General features: G+C 53.6%; 17 protein-coding genes. 14 read left to right on the forward strand and 3 right to left on the reverse strand.

All coding sequences use genetic code 11. The features are described 5' to 3' along the window. Positions 1 to 204: 204 nt before the first annotated feature. Positions 205 to 2,121 (reverse strand): hybrid sensor histidine kinase/response regulator, encoded by a 1,917-nt coding sequence (locus AC5EFR_RS04895; RefSeq protein ID WP_493574838.1) that lies wholly within the window; start codon positions 2,119 to 2,121, stop codon positions 205 to 207. A gap of 282 nt (positions 2,122 to 2,403) precedes the next feature. Continuing rightward, a complete protein-coding gene (locus AC5EFR_RS04900; protein ID WP_493574839.1) occupies positions 2,404 to 3,096 on the reverse strand; it encodes a GntR family transcriptional regulator in 693 nt (230 codons plus the stop codon). Positions 3,097 to 3,204: 108 nt separating this feature from the next. On the opposite strand from AC5EFR_RS04900, the gene uxaC reads away from it, so the two are divergent. The 7 genes from uxaC to AC5EFR_RS04935 all read left to right on the forward strand — a co-directional run bounded on the left by uxaC (position 3,205) and on the right by AC5EFR_RS04935 (position 10,151). Further along, positions 3,205 to 4,611: a glucuronate isomerase gene (gene uxaC / locus AC5EFR_RS04905; RefSeq protein WP_493574929.1), complete on the forward strand. Its 1,407-nt coding sequence runs from the start codon at positions 3,205 to 3,207 to the stop codon at positions 4,609 to 4,611. Between the two features lie 27 nt (positions 4,612 to 4,638). Next, a complete protein-coding gene (locus tag AC5EFR_RS04910; RefSeq protein ID WP_493574840.1) occupies positions 4,639 to 5,619 on the forward strand; it encodes a TRAP transporter substrate-binding protein in 981 nt (326 codons plus the stop codon). Positions 5,620 to 5,679: 60 nt separating this feature from the next. Beyond that, complete coding sequence (locus tag AC5EFR_RS04915; RefSeq protein ID WP_493574841.1) at positions 5,680 to 6,201, forward strand: TRAP transporter small permease; 522 nt, start codon at positions 5,680 to 5,682, stop codon at positions 6,199 to 6,201. Positions 6,202 to 6,203: 2 nt separating this feature from the next. After that, a complete protein-coding gene (locus AC5EFR_RS04920; RefSeq protein ID WP_493574842.1) occupies positions 6,204 to 7,484 on the forward strand; it encodes a TRAP transporter large permease in 1,281 nt (426 codons plus the stop codon). 8 nt (positions 7,485 to 7,492) lie between these two features. After that, entirely contained in the window at positions 7,493 to 7,804 is a 312-nt protein-coding gene (locus AC5EFR_RS04925) for a cupin domain-containing protein (protein ID WP_493574843.1), read from the forward strand. 12 nt (positions 7,805 to 7,816) lie between these two features. Continuing rightward, a complete protein-coding gene (gene kduI / locus AC5EFR_RS04930) occupies positions 7,817 to 8,650 on the forward strand; it encodes a 5-dehydro-4-deoxy-D-glucuronate isomerase (RefSeq protein WP_493574844.1) in 834 nt (277 codons plus the stop codon). Positions 8,651 to 8,714: 64 nt separating this feature from the next. Continuing rightward, complete coding sequence (locus AC5EFR_RS04935; protein ID WP_493574845.1) at positions 8,715 to 10,151, forward strand: mannitol dehydrogenase family protein; 1,437 nt, start codon at positions 8,715 to 8,717, stop codon at positions 10,149 to 10,151. 51 nt (positions 10,152 to 10,202) lie between these two features. On the opposite strand, the gene AC5EFR_RS04940 is transcribed toward AC5EFR_RS04935, so the two are convergent. Beyond that, on the reverse strand, positions 10,203 to 11,078 hold the full coding sequence (locus AC5EFR_RS04940) for a helix-turn-helix domain-containing protein (RefSeq protein WP_493574846.1): 876 nt from the start codon (positions 11,076 to 11,078) through the stop codon (positions 10,203 to 10,205). 148 nt (positions 11,079 to 11,226) lie between these two features. Between AC5EFR_RS04940 and AC5EFR_RS04945 the strand changes: the two genes are divergently transcribed. The 7 genes from AC5EFR_RS04945 (at position 11,227) to AC5EFR_RS04975 (ending at position 19,489) form a co-directional block, all read left to right on the forward strand. Next, entirely contained in the window at positions 11,227 to 12,624 is a 1,398-nt protein-coding gene (locus AC5EFR_RS04945) for a family 4 glycosyl hydrolase (RefSeq protein ID WP_493574847.1), read from the forward strand. Next, positions 12,624 to 13,508 (forward strand): carbohydrate ABC transporter permease, encoded by an 885-nt coding sequence (locus AC5EFR_RS04950; RefSeq protein ID WP_493574848.1) that lies wholly within the window; start codon positions 12,624 to 12,626, stop codon positions 13,506 to 13,508. Before AC5EFR_RS04945 ends, AC5EFR_RS04950 begins: the two co-directional genes overlap by 1 nt. A gap of 3 nt (positions 13,509 to 13,511) precedes the next feature. Then, positions 13,512 to 14,408 (forward strand): carbohydrate ABC transporter permease, encoded by an 897-nt coding sequence (locus AC5EFR_RS04955; protein ID WP_493574849.1) that lies wholly within the window; start codon positions 13,512 to 13,514, stop codon positions 14,406 to 14,408. Continuing rightward, complete coding sequence (locus tag AC5EFR_RS04960; protein WP_493574850.1) at positions 14,408 to 15,529, forward strand: ABC transporter ATP-binding protein; 1,122 nt, start codon at positions 14,408 to 14,410, stop codon at positions 15,527 to 15,529. The genes AC5EFR_RS04955 and AC5EFR_RS04960 overlap by 1 nt, the downstream gene beginning before the upstream one ends. A gap of 28 nt (positions 15,530 to 15,557) precedes the next feature. Next, positions 15,558 to 16,820 (forward strand): ABC transporter substrate-binding protein, encoded by a 1,263-nt coding sequence (locus AC5EFR_RS04965; RefSeq protein WP_493574851.1) that lies wholly within the window; start codon positions 15,558 to 15,560, stop codon positions 16,818 to 16,820. A gap of 66 nt (positions 16,821 to 16,886) precedes the next feature. Continuing rightward, on the forward strand, positions 16,887 to 18,398 hold the full coding sequence (gene pglA / locus AC5EFR_RS04970) for a polygalacturonase PglA (RefSeq protein ID WP_493574852.1): 1,512 nt from the start codon (positions 16,887 to 16,889) through the stop codon (positions 18,396 to 18,398). Then, positions 18,392 to 19,489 (forward strand): glycoside hydrolase family 88/105 protein, encoded by a 1,098-nt coding sequence (locus AC5EFR_RS04975; protein WP_493574853.1) that lies wholly within the window; start codon positions 18,392 to 18,394, stop codon positions 19,487 to 19,489. Before pglA ends, AC5EFR_RS04975 begins: the two co-directional genes overlap by 7 nt. Positions 19,490 to 19,669: the final 180 nt, after the last annotated feature.

Raw genomic sequence — 19,669 nt, forward strand, 5'->3', positions numbered from 1 at the left:
CATAATTTCCTCCCTTATGACCGAAAAGCTAACGCTCCCATCAGCTCCCCTCCTGAAATTAATTATTACTCATAACCATTATTTTGCAATACTTTTTATGTTAACAATTTCAAGCATCTAAAAAATGATACACCCTTGCGGTGTTGGTTTTGAGTTGGGATAGCCGCCAAAAACGACACAGATAGCCCTTAAAACTTGCCGCAATTAATCGTTGTTCGCTGGGCTCAGGGCCTTTGACAAAGCCAGCAAAAAATCAGATCTTTGAACCGGCTTGGTGAGGCGAATGTCTTCGGGACGTAGCCCGTTGCCATGCACCGTCGCCTCGCTTGCGTAACCAGACATGAAGACCACCGGCAAATCAGGTGTTATGTCACGCAGGGCGCGGCTTAGACCTGTACCTTGCAAATCGCCAGGCATCACAATGTCCGTAACCAATACGTCAAATCCTGAGGATTGTGAGTAAAGGGCAAAGGCTTCATCACCCGACGCGGCCTCGGTGACACCGTATCCTGCCTTTTCCAGAACCGACACAAGCATTGACCTAACTTTGGGTTCATCTTCTGCCAACAGGACTTTTTTGAGTTCATTTTGCGAGGGGTCGATCTCCAGCTTTGGAGACGGGACAGCGGCAGCTTGGTCGGTGACAGCCGGAAAATAGAGTTTGAAAGTCGTTCCCTGCCCCTGTTCGGTGTACACTTGAACAGTTCCTTCCGACTGACGCATGAACCCCAACACCATAGAGAGACCCAACCCCGTTCCTGACCCCTGCTCCTTGGTCGTGAAAAACGGATCGAAAATGGAGGTTAGAACATCTTTTGGAATGCCGGTTCCGGTGTCGCTGATCGCAAGCATAACATAGCGCCCGGGGACCAACTCTTCGTTTCGCGCATCAATGTAGGGTTGTTCTATTCGAACATTGGCCGTCTCTAGCGTCAGCTTTCCCTTGCCACCAATGGCGTCTCGTCCGTTCAAAAGAATATTGAGGATGGCGCTTTCAAGGGAGTTTGGGTCAACCTTAACATCCCATAATCCGGCCAAAAGAGACGTCTCAACAATCGTACTGTCGGGAAGCGTCCGGCCTATCCAGTTTTTGGACTCACGTACGATATCATTTATATTCAATACCTTTGGCGTCAAAGTCGCCCGTCTGGCAAAAGACAAAAGGCTCTGCGTTAGCTCCGCACCACGCAGCGTCGCGTCAATCGCCTCATCTATTTGTGTGATCTGGCTTGCGGGGTCATCGTGATCCTTGAGCAATTCAAGGTTACCAAGGATCACGGCAAGCAAATTGTTAAAATCATGCGCCATACCGCCCGTGAGCTGGCCAATACTTTCATTCTTTTGAGCCCGAAAGGCCACCTCGCGTTGATAATCCGCCTGCTCTTTGGCCTGAACTTCCTGTGTCACATCCAGCACAATCGATCTGATTTGATGCCGATCTGTACCAAGGGTGACTTGACCCGAAAAGTCTAACCATCGCTGTTGCCCGTCTTTGGCGGTTATTTTATAGCGATGTCGAATGGGGTCCCCGGTTGCCACCCCCTTGTCGATCGCAGCCAAAAAGGTTGCAATATCTTTAGGGTCATGGGCCCGCGCAAGGAGATTGGGATCGGACATAATCTCATCTGGTGTGTACCCCCAGATATCACTACATTTCGGGCTGATAAACGATATGACCGGCAGCCCGTCTCCGACAATTTCAGTTTGGAACACCACACCGGGCAGGTTCGCCAGAATACCATCAATTTGCTTTTGGGCTTCGATTTCCGCAGTGATATCAATCACAATCGCCTCAACAACTGTTGTACGGTCATCCCTTTTACGCGGTGTGCTTCCCCTATATTCAACCCAGCGTATGTCGCCGGTTCGGGTCGTAATTTGATACCGATAGATCAGAGAGGTTCCGGTCCTGACGGCCTCCTCTTGACGAGCCATGAAAAGCGGAAAGCTTTGGGGATCATGCGCGTCCGCCAGCAATTTTGGATTGGCGAGAATGTCAGCCGCCGGGTAACCCCAAATTTTCTCGGCATTCGGGCTGACATGCGTCAGACGAAAATAGACACCATCAACAAACTCTCTCTGAATGACGGCGCCCGGCAGATTGTCCAGTATCAACTTCAATCTCTGGGTCGCTTCCCCTGTTCCCTCTTCTCGCGACTCCTGAGATGACGTTTTTTGGGGCGTATCAAACTCAGGTCCAGCACGGATACTTTTGGCTTGTTTGCGCTTTTGCTTCCATCGCCCAACGGAATATCCCAACAACCCAACACAAGCTGTGTAGACAAGGAGTGAGCCAATTGATGAAAACATTGCTGCCTCCGATTACAGACTCACATCTTTGATCATGTTTTTTACTTTGTACAGAATTGCTTGTTGGTGACTGATCCAAGCAACTGTCACAGGTCATGTTAAGAAATAATCTGGGAAACGTTGTTGAATACGCGCAAGATCTTCATGGATTTGCGACAAATGCTTGCGCAGATTGCTTTCTGCCAACACGGCATCCCGCTGCTCAATCGCCTCAATAAGAGCAGAATGTTCGAGCAAAACTGATTTTCGGCGTGTTTCCGACAGGGTCATAAATCGAATCCGATCCATATGAGCCTTTTGCTCTTGAATTAGGACCCATGCATGTGGATGCCCCGAAATTTCACACAGCTTTTCATGCAGGGCTTCATCAAGCTTGTGGAACACTGCCGGATCGGAATCATTCAGCGCTATTTGTTGTTGGGCCAAGTTTGATCGCAGGATTTCAATGTCTTGATCTGTGATTTTAACCAAGGCAGCACGCAAACACTCAACCTCGATTGCAATTCGCAAAAAAACGGCATCCAGAACGGATTGTTCCGAAATTTTGGTGATTTGCGCAGCGCGTTGAGGTCGGACCAACAAAAACCCTAGTTTGGACAACCGATAAAATGCGTCGCGCACGGGTTGGCGTGACACGCCCATTTGCTTGGCTATTTCGGTTTCTGAAATCTTGAGACCAGGCGGCAATTCCAACGAAATTACAGCGTCATACAAGACCTGAAATATCTGATCTGAAGCAGTTTGGGGAGCAGGGGCAGCAAGGCGAGTAATTTCTGGCTGAGGCATTTTACGTCCGGTCGTCAATATTTGTCATCTAGTGCTATCGCAGATTAGCTTTTGACACAACTTCCAAACTTGCATACTAGTTCTAAACGACTCTAGATGGATTCTCCGATGCCCTTTACCCACCCCGATCGACTCTTTTCTTCTGAAGAAACTGAAAGAGGTTTGGCGCGCACCCTCTATGAGGACGTCAAATCCCTGCCAATCATCAGCCCGCATGGGCACTGCGATCCCAGCTGGTTCGCCAAAAATGATCGTTTTCCCAACCCTGCCGAACTCTTCGTTATTCCCGATCACTATGTCTTTCGGATGCTCGTCAGTAGCGGCGTTTCGATGAAAGACTTGGGGGTTCCTTCTGTTGATGGAACCGCATCCGAAACCAACCCACGCCAGATCTGGCAACGTTTTGCAGACCGGTTTCATCTGTTCCGCGGAACCCCATCCGCCATTTGGTTGGAACATTCCTTTGAGCACGTCTTTGGGCTCGATGAGCCGTTAAGTTCCGAGACGGCCAACCACCATTATGACCATATCGAAGCCAAGCTATCCGAAGATGGCTACCGTCCACGGGCGCTGTTTGAACGGTTCAACATCGAAGCGTTGGCCACAACCGAAGGCGCGCTGGATGATCTGTCGTGGCATCGCCAAATACAGGACAGCACATGGTCAGGGCGCGTAATCACAACCTATCGGCCGGACGCGGTTGTTGATCCTGACTTTGAAGGGTTTGCCGACAATATCCAGGCTCTTGGCACGCTAACCAACGAAGACACCGCAACATGGACCGGGTATTTGGCCGCCCACAAAAAGCGGCGCGCTTACTTCAAATCCTTTGGCGCAACTGCAAGCGACCACGGTCATCCAAGCGCTCGCACCGAAGACTTGCCCCAGGACCAAGCCGCGCAGCTCTACCAAACGATCCTTTCGGGTGACTTCACAGCAGAGCAAGCCGACGCCTTCCGCGGCCAGATGCTCACTGAAATGGCCCGGATGAGCCAAGAAGACGGCTTGGTCTTACAGATCCATCCCGGGTCACGCCGCAATCACAGCGCGACGGTCTTTGCAACCTATGGTCGCGACAAAGGCTTTGATATCCCCGGTCGCACCGATTACGTCACCGCGCTCAAACCCATGCTGGACGCCGTTGGCATGGACCCGGCCCTAACAATCATCCTGTTTACCTTGGATGAAACCAGCTATGGCCGCGAACTCGCGCCTTTGGCCGGGGCCTATCCGGCGCTGAAACTCGGCCCGCCGTGGTGGTTCTTTGATAGCTACGAAGGCATCAAACGCTTCCGCGAAAACACCACCGAAACCTGTGGGTTCTATAACACCGTCGGCTTTAATGACGACACCCGCGCCTTTTGTTCGATCCCGGCCCGCCACGATGTGGCACGGCGGTCGGACTGTGCCTATCTCGCGCATTTGGTCCGAACGGGCCGGATGCGTGAAACCGAAGCGTATGAGGTCGCACATGACCTGACATACCGACTGGTGAAAGAAGCGTATCGCCTTTGATCACCGAAAAATTCCAGGGAGGAAAAAATGAAACTTTTCAATACAACCGTTGCCGCGCTGCTCGCCAGTGCCGCTGTGACCACCGCCGCGCAGGCCTGTGAAACGACACTGCGCTCATCCGACACCCACCCCGATGGCTATCCAACAGTCGAAGCGGTCAAGCATATGGGCACGCTTCTTGAAGAACGCTCCGGCGGCCGTCTTTGCGTCGAAGTTTTCCATTCCGCTCAGCTTGGCGAGGAAAAGGACACCATCGAACAGACCCAGCTTGGCGTGATTGACCTCAACCGTGTTTCGCTTGGCCCGTTCAACAACATCATCGAAGAAACCAAGGTTTTCTCGCTCCCCTATATCTTCCGCGGTACCGACCACATGCACAAGGTCGTTGACGGAGCAGTTGGGGATAGCATTCTGGCCGAGTTTGAAAACCACAATCTGGTTGGCCTTGCTTATTTCGATGGCGGATCGCGTAGCTTCTACAACAGCCAAAAGCCGATCACATCCATTGACGATATCAAGGGCCTTAAGTTCCGTGTGATGCAGTCAGATGTGTTTGTTGACATGGTTGACGCGCTTGGCGGCAACGCAACGCCCCTGCCCTATGGCGAAGTTTATTCTTCGATCCAAACGGGGGTCATTGATGGTGCCGAAAACAATTGGCCATCATTTGAAAGCTCGGGTCACTTTGAAGTCGCGGGCCACTATACGCTGGATCAACACTTGATCGTTCCTGAAATCCTGGTGATGAGTCAGGCGTCTTGGGGCAAACTTTCCGCAGATGATCAGGCGCTTGTACGTCAAGCCGCCAAGGACTCTGTCCCTGTAATGCGTGAGCTTTGGGCCGCCCGCGAAGCGGCATCCGAGGAAAAAGTTCGCGCCGCCGGTGTTGTGATCATCGACGATATCGACAAGCAGCCCTTCATGGACGCCATGGTGCCCGTCTATGAAAAGCACGTCACTTCGGACAAACTCAAAGCGCTTGTCGAAGACATTCGCGCTGTCGAGTAACCATTTGACACCAAAGGCAGGCCGCCGCGTTGCGGCCTGCCGATACCTTCAGGAAATCTCATGCAAGACACCATACTTTCGCTCTCGCGGCTTTTGGCTGCGATGTCGCGTGTCATCTTGTGGATGGCGGCGGCCGGGCTTGTTGCCATGACCGCGTTGATCGGTTGGCAGGTTTGGGGGCGGTTTGTATTAAACGACACGCCGACCTGGACAGAAACCACATCAATCCTTCTGATGGGCTGGTTCATCTTTCTGGGCGCCGCCGTGGGTGTACGAGAAGGCAATCACCTCAGCTTTGACGTTCTGCTTTATGTGCTTCCCAAGCGGGCACAGCGGGTGTTTCACTCGATATCTGACCTCGTGGTCATCGCGTTTGCCGGTGGTATGATTCTTTATGGCTGGCAATTGGCGGCCAATTCTTGGTCCACGACCATCCCCAATCTGGGCATCACGGGCGCGGCGTCCTTCTTTTCACTGATCACCGGTGGAACCTTGATGATTTTACTCTCACTTGAACGCCTGCTGCGCCGTTTTGTTGGCCTCCCCACCGCCCGTTTCGGCGACGATCCAATCGAGGAATAATCATGGAACTATGGGTTCTGTTTGGCACCTTTTCGGTGCTTTTGCTGATTGGTACGCCGGTCGCATTCTGCCTGGGCGTTGCTAGTTTTGCGACCATTGCCTTCATTGGTCTTCCGCCTGTGGTGGTCTTCCAACGGCTCAACTCTGGCATTTCTGTTTTTGCGCTGCTCGCAATCCCGTTCTTTATTTTCGCCGGCGAATTGATGGTACGCGGAGACATTGCACGCCGACTTGTCGCGCTGGCCGGGGCCGCTGTTGGCCATATGCGCGGCGGCTTGGGACAGGTGAACATCACCGCTTCGGTTCTCTTTGGTGGGATTTCCGGCTCGGCGGCGGCAGATGCCTCGGCGATTGGTGGTTTGATGATCCCGCAGATGGAAAAACGCGGTTATGGGCGCGACTACGCGGTCAATGTCACCGTGACCTCATCAATCATTGCGCTGATGCTGCCACCCTCGCACAACCTGATCATTTACTCGATCTCCGCGGGGGGTAAAATCTCAATCGCAGATCTGTTCACCGCTGGGATTATTCCGGGGCTTATGCTGGCCTTGTCGTTGATGATTGCGGCCTGGTGGGTAGCAAAAAGACGTGGCTACCCAACCGAACCCTTTCCCGGTGCTCGGGCGGTTGTCGGCTTGTTGCTCAGTGCAACACCGGGTTTGATCTTGGTGGCCATTATCTTTGGCGGTGTTCGCTCCGGTATTTTCACTGCCTCCGAAAGCTCTTGTATTGCAGTGATTTACGCGATCGTTGTGACGATCTTCGTCTATAGGTCCCTGCCCTGGGATGAGTTTGTCGCAGCCACGATGGCCGCGGTACGAACCTCATCCATGGTCTTGCTGGTGATCGGCTCGGCGGCGGCCTTTGGTTGGTTGCTGGCCTATCTCAAGGTCCCAAGCGATCTGGTGCAATGGATGAAGGGCCTAAGCCAAAATCCGATTGTGATCCTGCTGATGCTCAATGTCATCTTGCTATTGCTTGGGACGTTTATGGACATGTCGCCCTTGATCGTGATCACCACGCCAATCTTTCTTCCGGTTGCCACCGCCTATGGCATTGATCCGGTCCAATTCGGCATCATCTTGATCCTCAACCTCGGCATCGGACTGTGCACTCCGCCTGTTGGCGCGGTCCTATTCGTCGGCTGCGCTGTCGGCAAAGTCCGTATTTCCGAGGTCATCCGGTCAATCTGGCCGTTCTATCTTGCTGCCATCGCCGTGCTCATGCTGGTCACATATGTACCCAGTGTATCGCTGTGGCTCCCAGCCCTATTCCGATGAGGTCTCCAATGTTGAAAACCTATCCTGTGGTTCACCCCGATGCGGGTGTAACGCGCCAAGTTCTATCTCAGGAACCCGACCTTATGGTTGTGTCCTTTGGATTTGAAAAATCCGCTCAAGGTGCGCTGCACAGCCATCCACACGTCCAATCCACCTTTGTTCGTACAGGTCAGTTCGAATTCACCGTTGGCGATGACACGTTCAAGGTCGGCCCCGGTGACAGTTTTGTCATTCCCTCGGGTGTGACCCATGGCTGTGTTTGCCTAGAATCTGGGGAGTTGATTGACACCTTCACCCCGCGCCGAGACGATTTTCTTTAAAGGAGCGATCCCATGACATCCGCCGAGACATCCGCCGAAACCCGCTATGCCATTGATCCCGCCACGGGCAAAACCCTGGACACCCAAGGTTTGCGCGACCATTTTCATGTCGGCGGGTTGTTTCAACCCGGTGAAATCAAACTGGTCTATTCGCATTATGACCGGCTAATCCTTGGCTCAGTTGTGCCCGATAGCGGGCCACTGACCCTTGATAATGTTCCCGAAACAGGGACGCCGTCCTTTCTTGATCGCCGCGAAATGGGCATCTTGAACCTTGCCGAAACCGGCGACGTCACCGTTGGCGACACAACTTATACGCTTGCCAAAGGTGAGGTGCTTTATATCGGCAAAGGGGCCGGACCGATAACATTTCAAACCGGGCGTTTCTATGTGCTGTCGGCCCCTGCCCACCGTGCCTGCCCGACAACCTTGATCCGTCTCCAAGACGCCAAACGGGTCGAACTTGGGTCGCCAGAAACCGCCAATGAACGCGTGATCATTCAACTTCTACACCCCGAGGTTTGCGATAGTTGCCAACTCCTTATGGGGTATACTCAGTTCGCACCCGGCTCTGTCTGGAATACGATGCCGGCTCATACGCATGACCGACGGATGGAAGCCTATCTCTATTTCGATCTGTCTGATGACCAGCGGGTCTTCCATTTCATGGGGCAGCCCGATGAAACCCGCCACATCGTCATGGCCAACGAAGAAGCGGTGATTTCGCCCCCTTGGTCCATTCATAGCGGCGCGGGCACCGGTGCTTACACCTTTTGTTGGGCCATGGCAGGCGACAATGTCGATTTTACCGACATGGACATGATTGCCATGCAAGACTTGCGCTAGGGTTCGCAAACCGCCGGGCCAACACCCGGATACCTCTGTAACGTAGCAAATACAGGATACCAATGTGACCACCTCTCGTTTGACCCGACAAGACAGCGCCCCGCTTACGGGGATTGTGCATCTTGGCCCTGGGGCCTTTTTCCGCGCCTTTAACGCGGTGTACACTCAGGAAGCGATCGAAGCCCAAGGCGGCGATTGGGGCATCACCGCAATCAGCCTTCGCAGCCCAACGGCGCGGGATCAAATGCAGCCACAAGGCGGGTGTTTTACGTCGGTCACATTGGCAAATGGCAATATCACTGACCGGGTCATCGGGTCGGTTACGGATGTATTGGTCGCTCCGGAAAACCCAAAGGCGATTGTCGACGCGATGGCCGACCCGGCGGTCCGCATCGTGTCGATGACCATCACCGAAAAGGGATATTGTCACCATCCAGCCACAGGCGACATCAATCTGGATCATCCCGACATCATCCATGATCTCAGCCACCTAGACACGCCAAAATCTGCCCCCGGCCTTATTGTTGCGGCCTTGGCTGCGCGTCGAACCGCCGGGCACATGCCGTTTACGGTTCTGAGTTGTGACAACCTGCCATCAAATGGGACATTGGCACGCGGCGTTGTCTTGGGGTTTGCGCGCGCGGTTGAACCGGGCTTGGCCGAATGGATCGCTGAAAACGTCCCCTTCCCCGCCACGATGGTTGACCGGATCACCCCGGCAACAACAGATCAGGACATCACTGATTTGGAACAGCGAACCGGGTATCATGATCCGGCTTGCGTGGTCCACGAAGCCTTTCGTCAATGGGTGATTGAAGACGATTTTGTGGCTGGTCGCCCCAGCTGGGACACCGCAGGTGTGCAGTTTGTCACCAATGTTGATGCCCATGAATTGATGAAGCTACGCTGTTTGAACGGCACCCACTCGACGCTTGCCTATCTTGGGTATCTAGCTGGCTACGAAACCATCGCGGAGACCGTGGCCGACCCGATCTTTGCCAAGCTCTGTAACACCATGTGGCGTGACGAAATCGCGCCAACAGTCCCCAAACCCGAAGGGGGAAACCTCGCATCCTATTGCGCGACCCTTTTGGAGCGTTACCGCGACACATCAATCCGGCATCGGACCTGGCAGATCGCGATGGATGGCAGTCAGAAATTGCCACAGCGGCTTTTGGGAACCATTCGCGACAATCTGGCGAAGGGTCATGTTCCCGCCGGGCTTTGTCTCGCTGTCGCGGCATGGATGCGCTACGTTGGGGCTGTGGATGAAAAAGGGGCCGCTATTGATGTACGTGATCCCTTGGCTGACCGGCTCAAAACCGCGTCCGATCAAGCGGATGATGCGCTTGGCAAAGTCACGGCTCTGCTCTCGGTATCAGAGGTCTTTGATCCAGACCTCGCAGAAAACGCTGACTTCAAGTCTGCGCTGGTTTCTGCCTATGAGACCTTGGCACGGGACGGGTCTCAAAAAACCGTTCAGTCCTTAGTGGCACAATGAAAACCGGGTCCGGCCTGTTGAGCAAATCTTCGGGCCGGACACCGAATGGCGTTAAATCGGATCACCACGATCCCCACCTCGATCCCCTCCCGGTTTGTAACATGATGGGCTTGCCCCAAGATAGCGTTTGAACATCCGGCTAAAGAAATAGGGATCTGCAAAGCCAACTTCGGCCGCGACGGCCTTGACCGAAAGCCCATGTCCCAACCGGCTGGCAGCAAATTCCATACGTTTCAGCTCGCGAAATTTATGCGGTGTTAGGCCCATCCTGTCTTTGAAAGCGCGCCGAAAATAGTCCGGGTTATATGGGACTTCGCTTAGCACATCAAAGGCATCGCCCCCCATGAGATCCGCGGACAATCGCGCTGCAACGCGCATGATTTGAACCGACAGCTGATCTTGGCTTCCCGGCGTCTCTTCCTCTGACTTCCATCCCAGAAAGGCCTCTTCCAGAAAGGCCAAGAGAAACACCATGAACTGATGGTGTTGTGCTAGGGTAATGCGCCCATGCGGGGCCGAGTCGCGGAAATGTTGCACCAAGGGGGCCAAAACCGGCCATGACGACATGCGAAGAGTTGGCCGAAGACGCATTTTCGATAGCAAGTCATCACTTTCAAACATTTGCAGGGTAAAGTGCTGGGCAATCCCAATGAACAAGCGCTCATCTCCAAAATGGGAGCCCCGAAACCGAGTCAACGCCGGGATTAACATGGCATCCCCTGCGCTTATCGAAACCGGCTCGGATGCGTCCCCCAGAAAATATCGCCCGCCGCCGCTCAAGCAAATAACAAGGTCATGTGTCGAATTTAATTTATCAATTTGCCACTTGCGGTCATGGCGCATCCTAATCGTCGGACGCACTAGTTTTAGCTTGAGAGAGCTTACTGGAATATGGCTTAGCGGGGAATGTTCGTTTTCATCCATCATTTTGTCTGAATATCGGTATTTCAAGAATATGTCTAGCAGACTAGTTTTGTCTTACTCGCCTACAACCCCAATAAAATGGGTGCGTATCGCGAAAAAATTCAGGGGGGAGAGGCAACGTTCGGATGGGAGATCCGGGTGATGCCGTTGAATGATGTACAATACCGATCAACATACGCCGGTCAAGATTGCCTTTGTCGGAGGTGGGTCGCTCAATTGGGCCATGGGCCTAATGGCGGACCTTGCCTATGACACCCAGCTTGCGGCAGAGGTTCGGCTTTATGATGTCGATCCCGACGCCGCCCGGCGCAATGCTGACATAGGTCAGCGCTTTGCGTCCGTATCACGCGGGAGCCCGGCAAAATACCGCGCATGTGAAACACTTGCCGCCGCATTGACGGGTGCGGATATCGTTGTCATTTCCATTTTACCCGGCCATTTTTCCGACATGGCCCAAGACATTGGCATTCCGGCAAAATTTGGCATTCCTCAATCTGTTGGGGATACGGTTGGACCGGGCGGGTTTGTTCGCGCTCTGCGTGCCATTCCGATGATGACCGAGATCGCTGCGGCCATTCGTGACCATGCACCCAAGGCCTATGTCTGCAACCTAACCAATCCCATGAGCGTTCTGACCGGGGCGCTCTTTGCTGAATTCCCCGAAATTCGCGCGTGGGGAGAATGTCATGAGGTGACGAAAATTCGGCGCCAGGTGGCTTGGATTGCCAACCGCGAAGTCGGTCAAGTCATCTATGACCACCGCAACGTTGACGTGTCCGTGCTTGGCATAAACCATTTCACCTTTGTGGATCGGATCACGCTGGGTGGACGGAACATGATGGTGCCCTACCGCGCCTTTGTTGCCGAACACGCCAGCACCGGATGGGACCAATCCGAGCCAGGAAAAGACGCTGAACACAAACAGTATTTCGGGTCTAAAAACCTCGTAGCCTTTGACCTTCTTCGCCGGTTTGGCATTCCCGCTGCCGCGGGAGACAGGCATCTCGCAGAGTTCTTTGCGGTGAAAGAGTATCTCGCTGATCCTGAGAAGTGGGGGTTTGCTCTCACCCCGGTAGATTATCGAATTCGTGATCGCGCTGGCAAACTGGACAACGCAAACAACCTCCGCAGCGGTAAAGTTGAACCAGCCGCCAAACGTTCCGACGAAGCACTGATTGATCAAATCACCGCGCTCATGCGAGGCGAACATTATGTCAGCAACGTCAACCTGCCCAACCAAGGGCAGTTGGCCGGGATACCAAATGGGGCAATTGTTGAAACCAACGCACTGTTTTCTGGTCTCGGTGTTAAACCCATCTTTGCGGGCCGTTTGCCAGAGTCACTTTTGTCAATTGTTTCGGATCATGCAGACCGACAAACGAGCCTGCTAAACGCAACACTTGACGCAGATCGAAACAGGTTGCTCGACCTGTTCAAAACCGACCCCTTGGTCGCCCATTTGAAACCCGAGGACGCCGAAAACATGTTTGACCAAATGCTGGGTGCAACAGCTGACTGGCTGCCAACCCCCTTAGTAGGAGCCGCCTGATGGGGGGAGATAGCAAATATCTGGGGCTCTGGTACGTCGCCCCCTATGTCATTGGGTTGGTGTTGTTCATCGCCTTCCCGTTTGTCGCATCATTCTACCTGTCGTTCACCGACTACGACCTTCTGTCCAGCCCGGAATGGGTCGGGACCAAGAACTACGAAAAGCTGTTCACCCGCGATCGCACCTTTGACAAATCCTTGTCGGTGACGCTGATCTATGTCTTTACGACAGTGCCGTTGAAATTAACCTTTGCGTTGTTCATTGCGGTGGTGCTGAACTATCGACTGCGCGGCATCAACTTCTTTCGCACAGCCTATTACGTCCCGTCGATCCTTGGCGGATCTATCGCGATTGCTGTGCTTTGGCGCTATATATTCGCCGATACCGGCTTGATGAATATGTTCATCTCGCTGCTTGGCTTCGAACCCATCAATTGGTTCGGTGAACCCGGCAACGCCCTTTTCACCATCACATTGCTGCGTATCTGGCAATTTGGCTCGGCCATGGTGATCTTTCTTGCAGCTCTGCAATCGGTCGATAAATCGCTTTACGAAGCCGCGTCCATCGACGGTGCAGGTCCCTGGCACACCTTTCGCTATATCACCTTGCCACTGATCACACCGGTGATTTTCTTCAACTTGATCATGCAGACGGTCCAAGCCTTTCAGGAATTCAACGGCCCCTACATCATCACCGAAGGCGGCCCGCTAAAATCAACGTATCTGTTGCCTCTTTATATCTACGACAAGGCGTTCAAGAGCTTTGACATGGGGTATGCCTCAGCCATCTCCTGGGTGCTCTTCACAATCATCATGGTCCTGACCCTCATCGCCTTCTGGTCATCGAAAAAATGGGTCTACTACGCTGGCGACAAGAGGAATTGAATCATGACTGACTTGTCTCAAACCCCGCAAAACGCCGCCGAAGCCTTGCAACTCAAACTGCAACGCCGTGCCAAAGTAAGCAGAACGGTCCGCTATTCGGTCCTAGCACTTATCGGGCTGATCATGGTTTACCCGCTGATCTGGATGATTGGTGCGTCGTTTAAAACCAATGCCGAAATGTTTTCGTCACCCTCGTTCTGGCCAAAAGAACCGACCTTGCAGGGCTATATTGATGGATGGAAAACCTCGACACCCTATACCTTCGGGCACTTCTTCCTCAATTCGCTTTGGATCATCATTCCCAAGGTGATTGGTACCGCCATCTCGTGCACGCTGGTCGCCTATGGGTTTGCCCGTTTCGAATTTCCTGGCAAAAAGTTCCTCTTTGCCACGGTGATTGCCACGTTGCTGTTGCCCAATGTTGTGACGCGCATCCCGCAGTACCTGTTGTTTCGCGACATCGGCTGGCTCGATAGCTTTTTGCCACTTTGGGTGCCTTCGGCGCTGGCTGGCGATGCTTTCTTCGTCTTTATGGTCATCCAATTCCTACGCGCCATCCCGCGTGACATGGAAGAGGCCGCCCGTGTTGACGGGGCCAACACACTGCAAACATTGATTTATATCGTAGTCCCCTTGCTGGCTCCCGCTATTATCTCTGTCTGTTTGTTTCAATTCATGTGGACCATGAACGACTTTCTCGGCCCGCTGATTTACATCAGCTCGGTTGATAAATACCCGGTGTCCCTTGCGCTCAAACTGAGCATCGACACCACAGAAGCCTTTGCCTGGAACCAAATCCTCGCGATGTCAGTTCTGACCTTGATCCCGTCACTGACCGTGTTCTTCCTTGCCCAAAAATACTTCATCGACGGGATCTCTACCGGGGGGGTAAAAGGCTGATGGCCGAGTTGCATCTGAAATCTGTTGAAAAGACATATGGCAACGGATTCAAAGCCGTGCATGGCATTGACCTAGAGGTTGCCGAAGGCGAGTTCATGGTTCTGGTTGGCCCGTCGGGCTGTGCCAAATCGACAACCTTGCGGATGATTGCGGGTCTGGAAACCATCACCGGCGGTGAAATCCATATCGGCGACAAAATTGTCAACGATCTGGTGCCCGGCAAACGTGGTATTGCCATGGTTTTCCAAAACTACGCGCTTTACCCGCATATGAAAGTGCGGCGGAACCTGTCCTTTGGATTGGCATTGAAACGTGAGCCCAAGGACAAGATCGAAAGCGCCACAGCCGAGGTATCGGGCGTTTTGCAAATCGAAGAGTTGCTGGACCGTCTGCCAAAACAGCTTTCGGGTGGTCAAGCACAACGTGTTGCCTTGGGGCGTGCGTTGATCAAACAGCCAGAAGTCTTTTTGTTTGACGAACCCTTGTCAAACCTTGACGCGAAATTGCGCGCCAGCATGCGGGTCAGGATCACCGATTTGCACAAACGATTGCGCGCCGAAGGTCGCCCTGCGACCGTGGTATATGTGACCCACGATCAGGTCGAAGCCATGACCATGGGGGATCGGATTTGCGTGATGAAAGACGGTCACATCATGCAGGTGGCGGACCCGGAAACGCTCTATGAAAGACCGGCGAATGCCTTTGTGGCTGGGTTTATTGGCATGCCTGAGATGAACCTTGTCTCGGCCAATCTGATTGCGGGCCAAGACCCGGTTCTAACCTTGAACGGCCAGAGCATCACAATCACCGATGGGTTGGCCCCGCGCATTCAAGGTATTGAAGGCCACGTAACGATGGGCATTCGCCCGCAACAATTGCAGGTCGTCGCGCCCGGTACCGCCGACGCCTTTACAGCCGAAATTACCAATCTCGAATTCATGGGCCACGAGGTGAATTTGCACGCCAGAATTGGCGACGCAGATTTCGTCGCGGTCATACCATCCGAACGTTTCGATAGGAATTTGAAGCGCGGTGATCAGGTTGGGCTTTGCCCAATTGGCTCACACATCCACTTGTTTGATGCAGACAGCGGAGAGAACATTTCGATTGCGTCAGACTAATATCACTACTTAAGGGAGGAGAAAGACTATGAAATCCAAAATATTGGGCCTTGTAATGGCCACAACGGCCCTCACGGGCGCAGCCCAAGCTGCGGAACTGCGTATGAGCTGGTGGGGCGGTGACAGCCGTCACGCAGCGACGCAAGAAGCGCTAAAGATTTGTGGTGACAAACACGGCCACACCATCAAGCCAGAATTCACCGGCTGGTCTGGTCACTATGAGAAACTGACAACCCAGATCGCCGGGGGCACCGAAGCGGACATCATGCAGGTCAACTGGCCGTGGTTGTCGATCTATTCCACCGATGGCTCTGGTTTGGCGGACCTCAGGGACCTGAGCGACATCATTGATTTGTCGAGCTGGGACGATGCCCAAATTGATGCAGGTTCCATGAACGGCAAGCTCAACGGGCTGCCGATTTCGACCACGGGCCGCCTGTTTGTGTTCAACAAAACCACCTACGCAAAGGCCGGTTTGGACGTTCCAAACACGTGGGAAGAATTGCTCGCTGCAGGTCCGATTTTCAAAGAAAAATTGGGGGATGACTATTTCCCATTCGAAGGCGCCAAGCTTGACGCGGCGTTGATCATGACGATCTACGGCACCCAAAAAACCGGCAAAGCGTTGATCAATCCAGAAACGCATGAACTGGGTTGGACAAAAGAAGAGCTCACCGACGCCATTCAGTTTTATCAAACTCTGGTCGACAACCACGTCATTCCGGCGTGGAAAGACGTTGCCGCCGCGGGCAATGTGAAACTGCATGAAAACCCGCTTTGGGCAGATGGCCATATTGCCGGAACCTACCAGTGGGATTCGACTTACTTCAAAATCACCAAGCCCCTGAATGACGAACAGGAAGTTGTGTACCACGGGTTGCTAAGCCAAGACGGCCAAGTCACTCCAGGGATCTATCGCAAGGCATCAATGGTCTTCTCTATCTCGGCCAACTCGCCAAACAAAGAAGCCGCCGCACAGATCGTGAATTGCATGTTGAACGAAAGCGAAGGCGTGGCCGCAATGGGGACCGCACGCGGTATTCCTGCGTCTAAGGCTGCTCGCGAACAGCTTTTGGGGGCCGATGCAATCAAGCAAGTGCAGATTGATGCGCAGGCCAAGGTGATCAATGGCGAGGGACCGGCCATTCACCCCATGATGGAGTTCCCCGATGTTCGGAGCGCCATGCAGGATAACCTTGAACTCTTTGCCTATGGCGAAATCGACGCGGCTACAGCAGCCGATGATATGATTTACGCCATCCAAGAAGCTCTGGAAGACATCTCGGGCTAACTCAGAACGCAAAACTTGGGAAGCCAGCTTTGGGTTGGCTTCCCCTTTCGACTACAGGATACAACTATGCTAGCGCCTCAAGTTCTTGCCGTTTCGGCTAGGACAGCCTCTCTTATTGCCGTGCCTCAAGGCGCAAAATATGCTTTGCAAACACCCTTAAACTGGCGTTTGACGGATGCGGACGGCTCTATTGTTACAGAAGGCAACGCGACCTGCGTTGGCATTTTTCTGGACAAGCTTTCACCGGATTCAACCTATGAATTCCAATGTGATCTCGGGCGCGTACGGTTTAGCACGTTAGGTTGCAACGGTCTCATTAATGCCCAGGATTTCGGCGTGTCGCCCGATGTCCCCGACAATACCCAGGCCCTGCATAACGCAATTGCGGCCACCCCCACTGGTGGGACTTTGCGCCTGGCGCCGGGGCGTTATCACAGCGGGCCTTTGCTCTTGCGCCCAGACATGACCTTGCTATTGGAACGCGGCAGTACCTTGGCCGCAATAAAAGACCGCAGCCAGTGGCCCATTCTACCAGAGCATGACGACCAAGGCCGGGTGTTGGGTACTTGGGAAGGTTTGCCAGAAGCCAGCTACGCGGCTTTGATCACGGCCATTGACTGTCACAACCTGATCTTGACAGGGGGCGGTACGATCGACGGCGGCGGAAGTCGCGGCGATTGGTGGCAATGGCCCAAAGAAACCCGCAACGGTGCGCGCCGACCTCGGACGATTCATTTGGCCCATAGCAACAATGTATCAATGACGGGCGTCACGGTGTGTGACTCTCCATCCTGGACGGTTCACCCCTATTGCAGCCACGATCTCCATGTTTCAAATCTGGCCATTCAAAATCCGCCAAACAGCCCAAACACCGATGGGCTTAACCCGGAAAGCTGTCAAAGGGTTTCCCTCACCGCGTTGCATTTTTCGGTCGGTGACGATTGCATCGCGATCAAAGCCGGCAAACGCGCGCCAAAGAACAATTCCCATTTGGCCCCGACCAAAGACATTCGCATTCAGCATTGCCTTATGGAGCGCGGTCATGGTGCGGTTGTGCTTGGCTCGGAAATGTCGGGCGGGATTTTCGACGTTAACATTTCGCATTGCAGCTTTGTGTCTACGGACCGTGGGCTGCGCATCAAGACAAGGCGCGGTCGCGGTGGAGAAGTGTCAGGCATTTCCATGTCGGATGTGGATATGATCGACGTCCCGACCCCATTGGCCATGAACGCTTTCTATTTCTGTGACCCGGATGGGGAATCCGACTGGGTCCAATCACGCCACCCCGCCCCAGTTTCAGAAACAACACCTGCCATCTCTGACGTTTCGTTGACCCGGATCACAGCACGCGGCGTGACCACCGGCTTTGCCGCAGTGTTGGGTTTGCCCGAAGCCCCAATTTCCGGTGTCACAATCCGCGATGTGTCTGTGTCTTTTGACCCGAATGCCCCTCTAGACAGCCCGCTGATGGCGCTCAATGTCCCGCAGATGCGTCATGCAGGCATTTGGTCTGAATTTGCGTCGGTTGACGGAGACATCGAGGTGGCCAACTCGCAAAAGGATATCTCATTATGTTGATGGATTATTTTGATCGCTATGCGAAAAACCACCAGCCCTACAAGGGCGGTGCATGGTGCTACGAAGATGGACTTGTCTATCGTGGATTAGAAGCCCTTCACCGCGCGACCAACGACCCCCGCTGGCTTGATCATTTAAAGCGGCTGATTGGACCGCAATTGCTCAACGGCCCGTCTTTGGCGGGCTACAATCCCAGCGATTACAACATCGACAACATCATGCCCGGCAACGCTTTGATGTACCTTCACGAGGTGACGGGCGATGACAGATGGATGGGCTATGCGGATCTGCTCATTGACCAATTGGCAACCCATCCCAAAACCTCAACCGGGGTGTATTGGCACAAGCTCCGCTATCCTTGGCAGGTTTGGCTGGACGGTCTTTATATGGGCCCATTGTTCCAAATCACCTATGGGTTGCGCAATGGAAACGAGGCACTGGTGTCGGATTCCTTGACGCAAGTAGCCCAAGCGTTAAAGCATACATATGCCCCTGAAACGGGCCTTTATGCCCATGCCTTTGATGAGGCGCGCAAACAACCCTGGGCCAATCCAACAACGGGCCACCCACAGGCGCATTGGGCGCGCTCTATTGGATGGTTGGCGATGTCCCTGGTTGATATTGCCGATCTCGTCGGAGAGGAGCGATTTGCCCCGCTCAAACCGCAAACAACGGATTTATTGGAAAAAGTTGCCAACCTTCGACACCCGTCCGGCCTGTGGTTACAGGTTATTGATCGGCCTGACCTAACATCCAACTGGGGTGAAACATCGGCCTCAGCGATGTTCGCCTATGCCCTGCGCAAAGCCCAAAACCAAGGTCTGTGGTCAGGTGATGCGACGTCGATCGTCTCTGACGTTTTGAAACAATCCTTGCGGCAAAAGCCGAATGGAGACCTCGAAATGTTCCAGATGTGCCACGTCGCAGGACTTGGCCCCTATGAAAATCGCATGCGAGACGGCAGTGCCGAATACTACATTTCGGAAACCCGAACCTGCGACGACCCCAAAGGGGTGGGGCCGCTCATGACGATGTCGGCTCTTTCGCTAGAGACCCTTGCGGATTTTGAAAAAGCCACCATGGCCACATGACCCTGTCGACATTGAACGTGAACCTTATCGCGGGACCATATAGATAGGTCCGTTTTGGGGCGTACCTCCCTGCGCCCTTGACTAGCGGGACAGGCCGTTTCAATGCACGACACGTCACGCCAGCCAATTTCCCCCAGGATGCAAAAAGAAGGCTGTATCCTAGGTCTTGCTGGCGTGACA

The organism is Pelagimonas sp. (assembly GCF_058892305.1).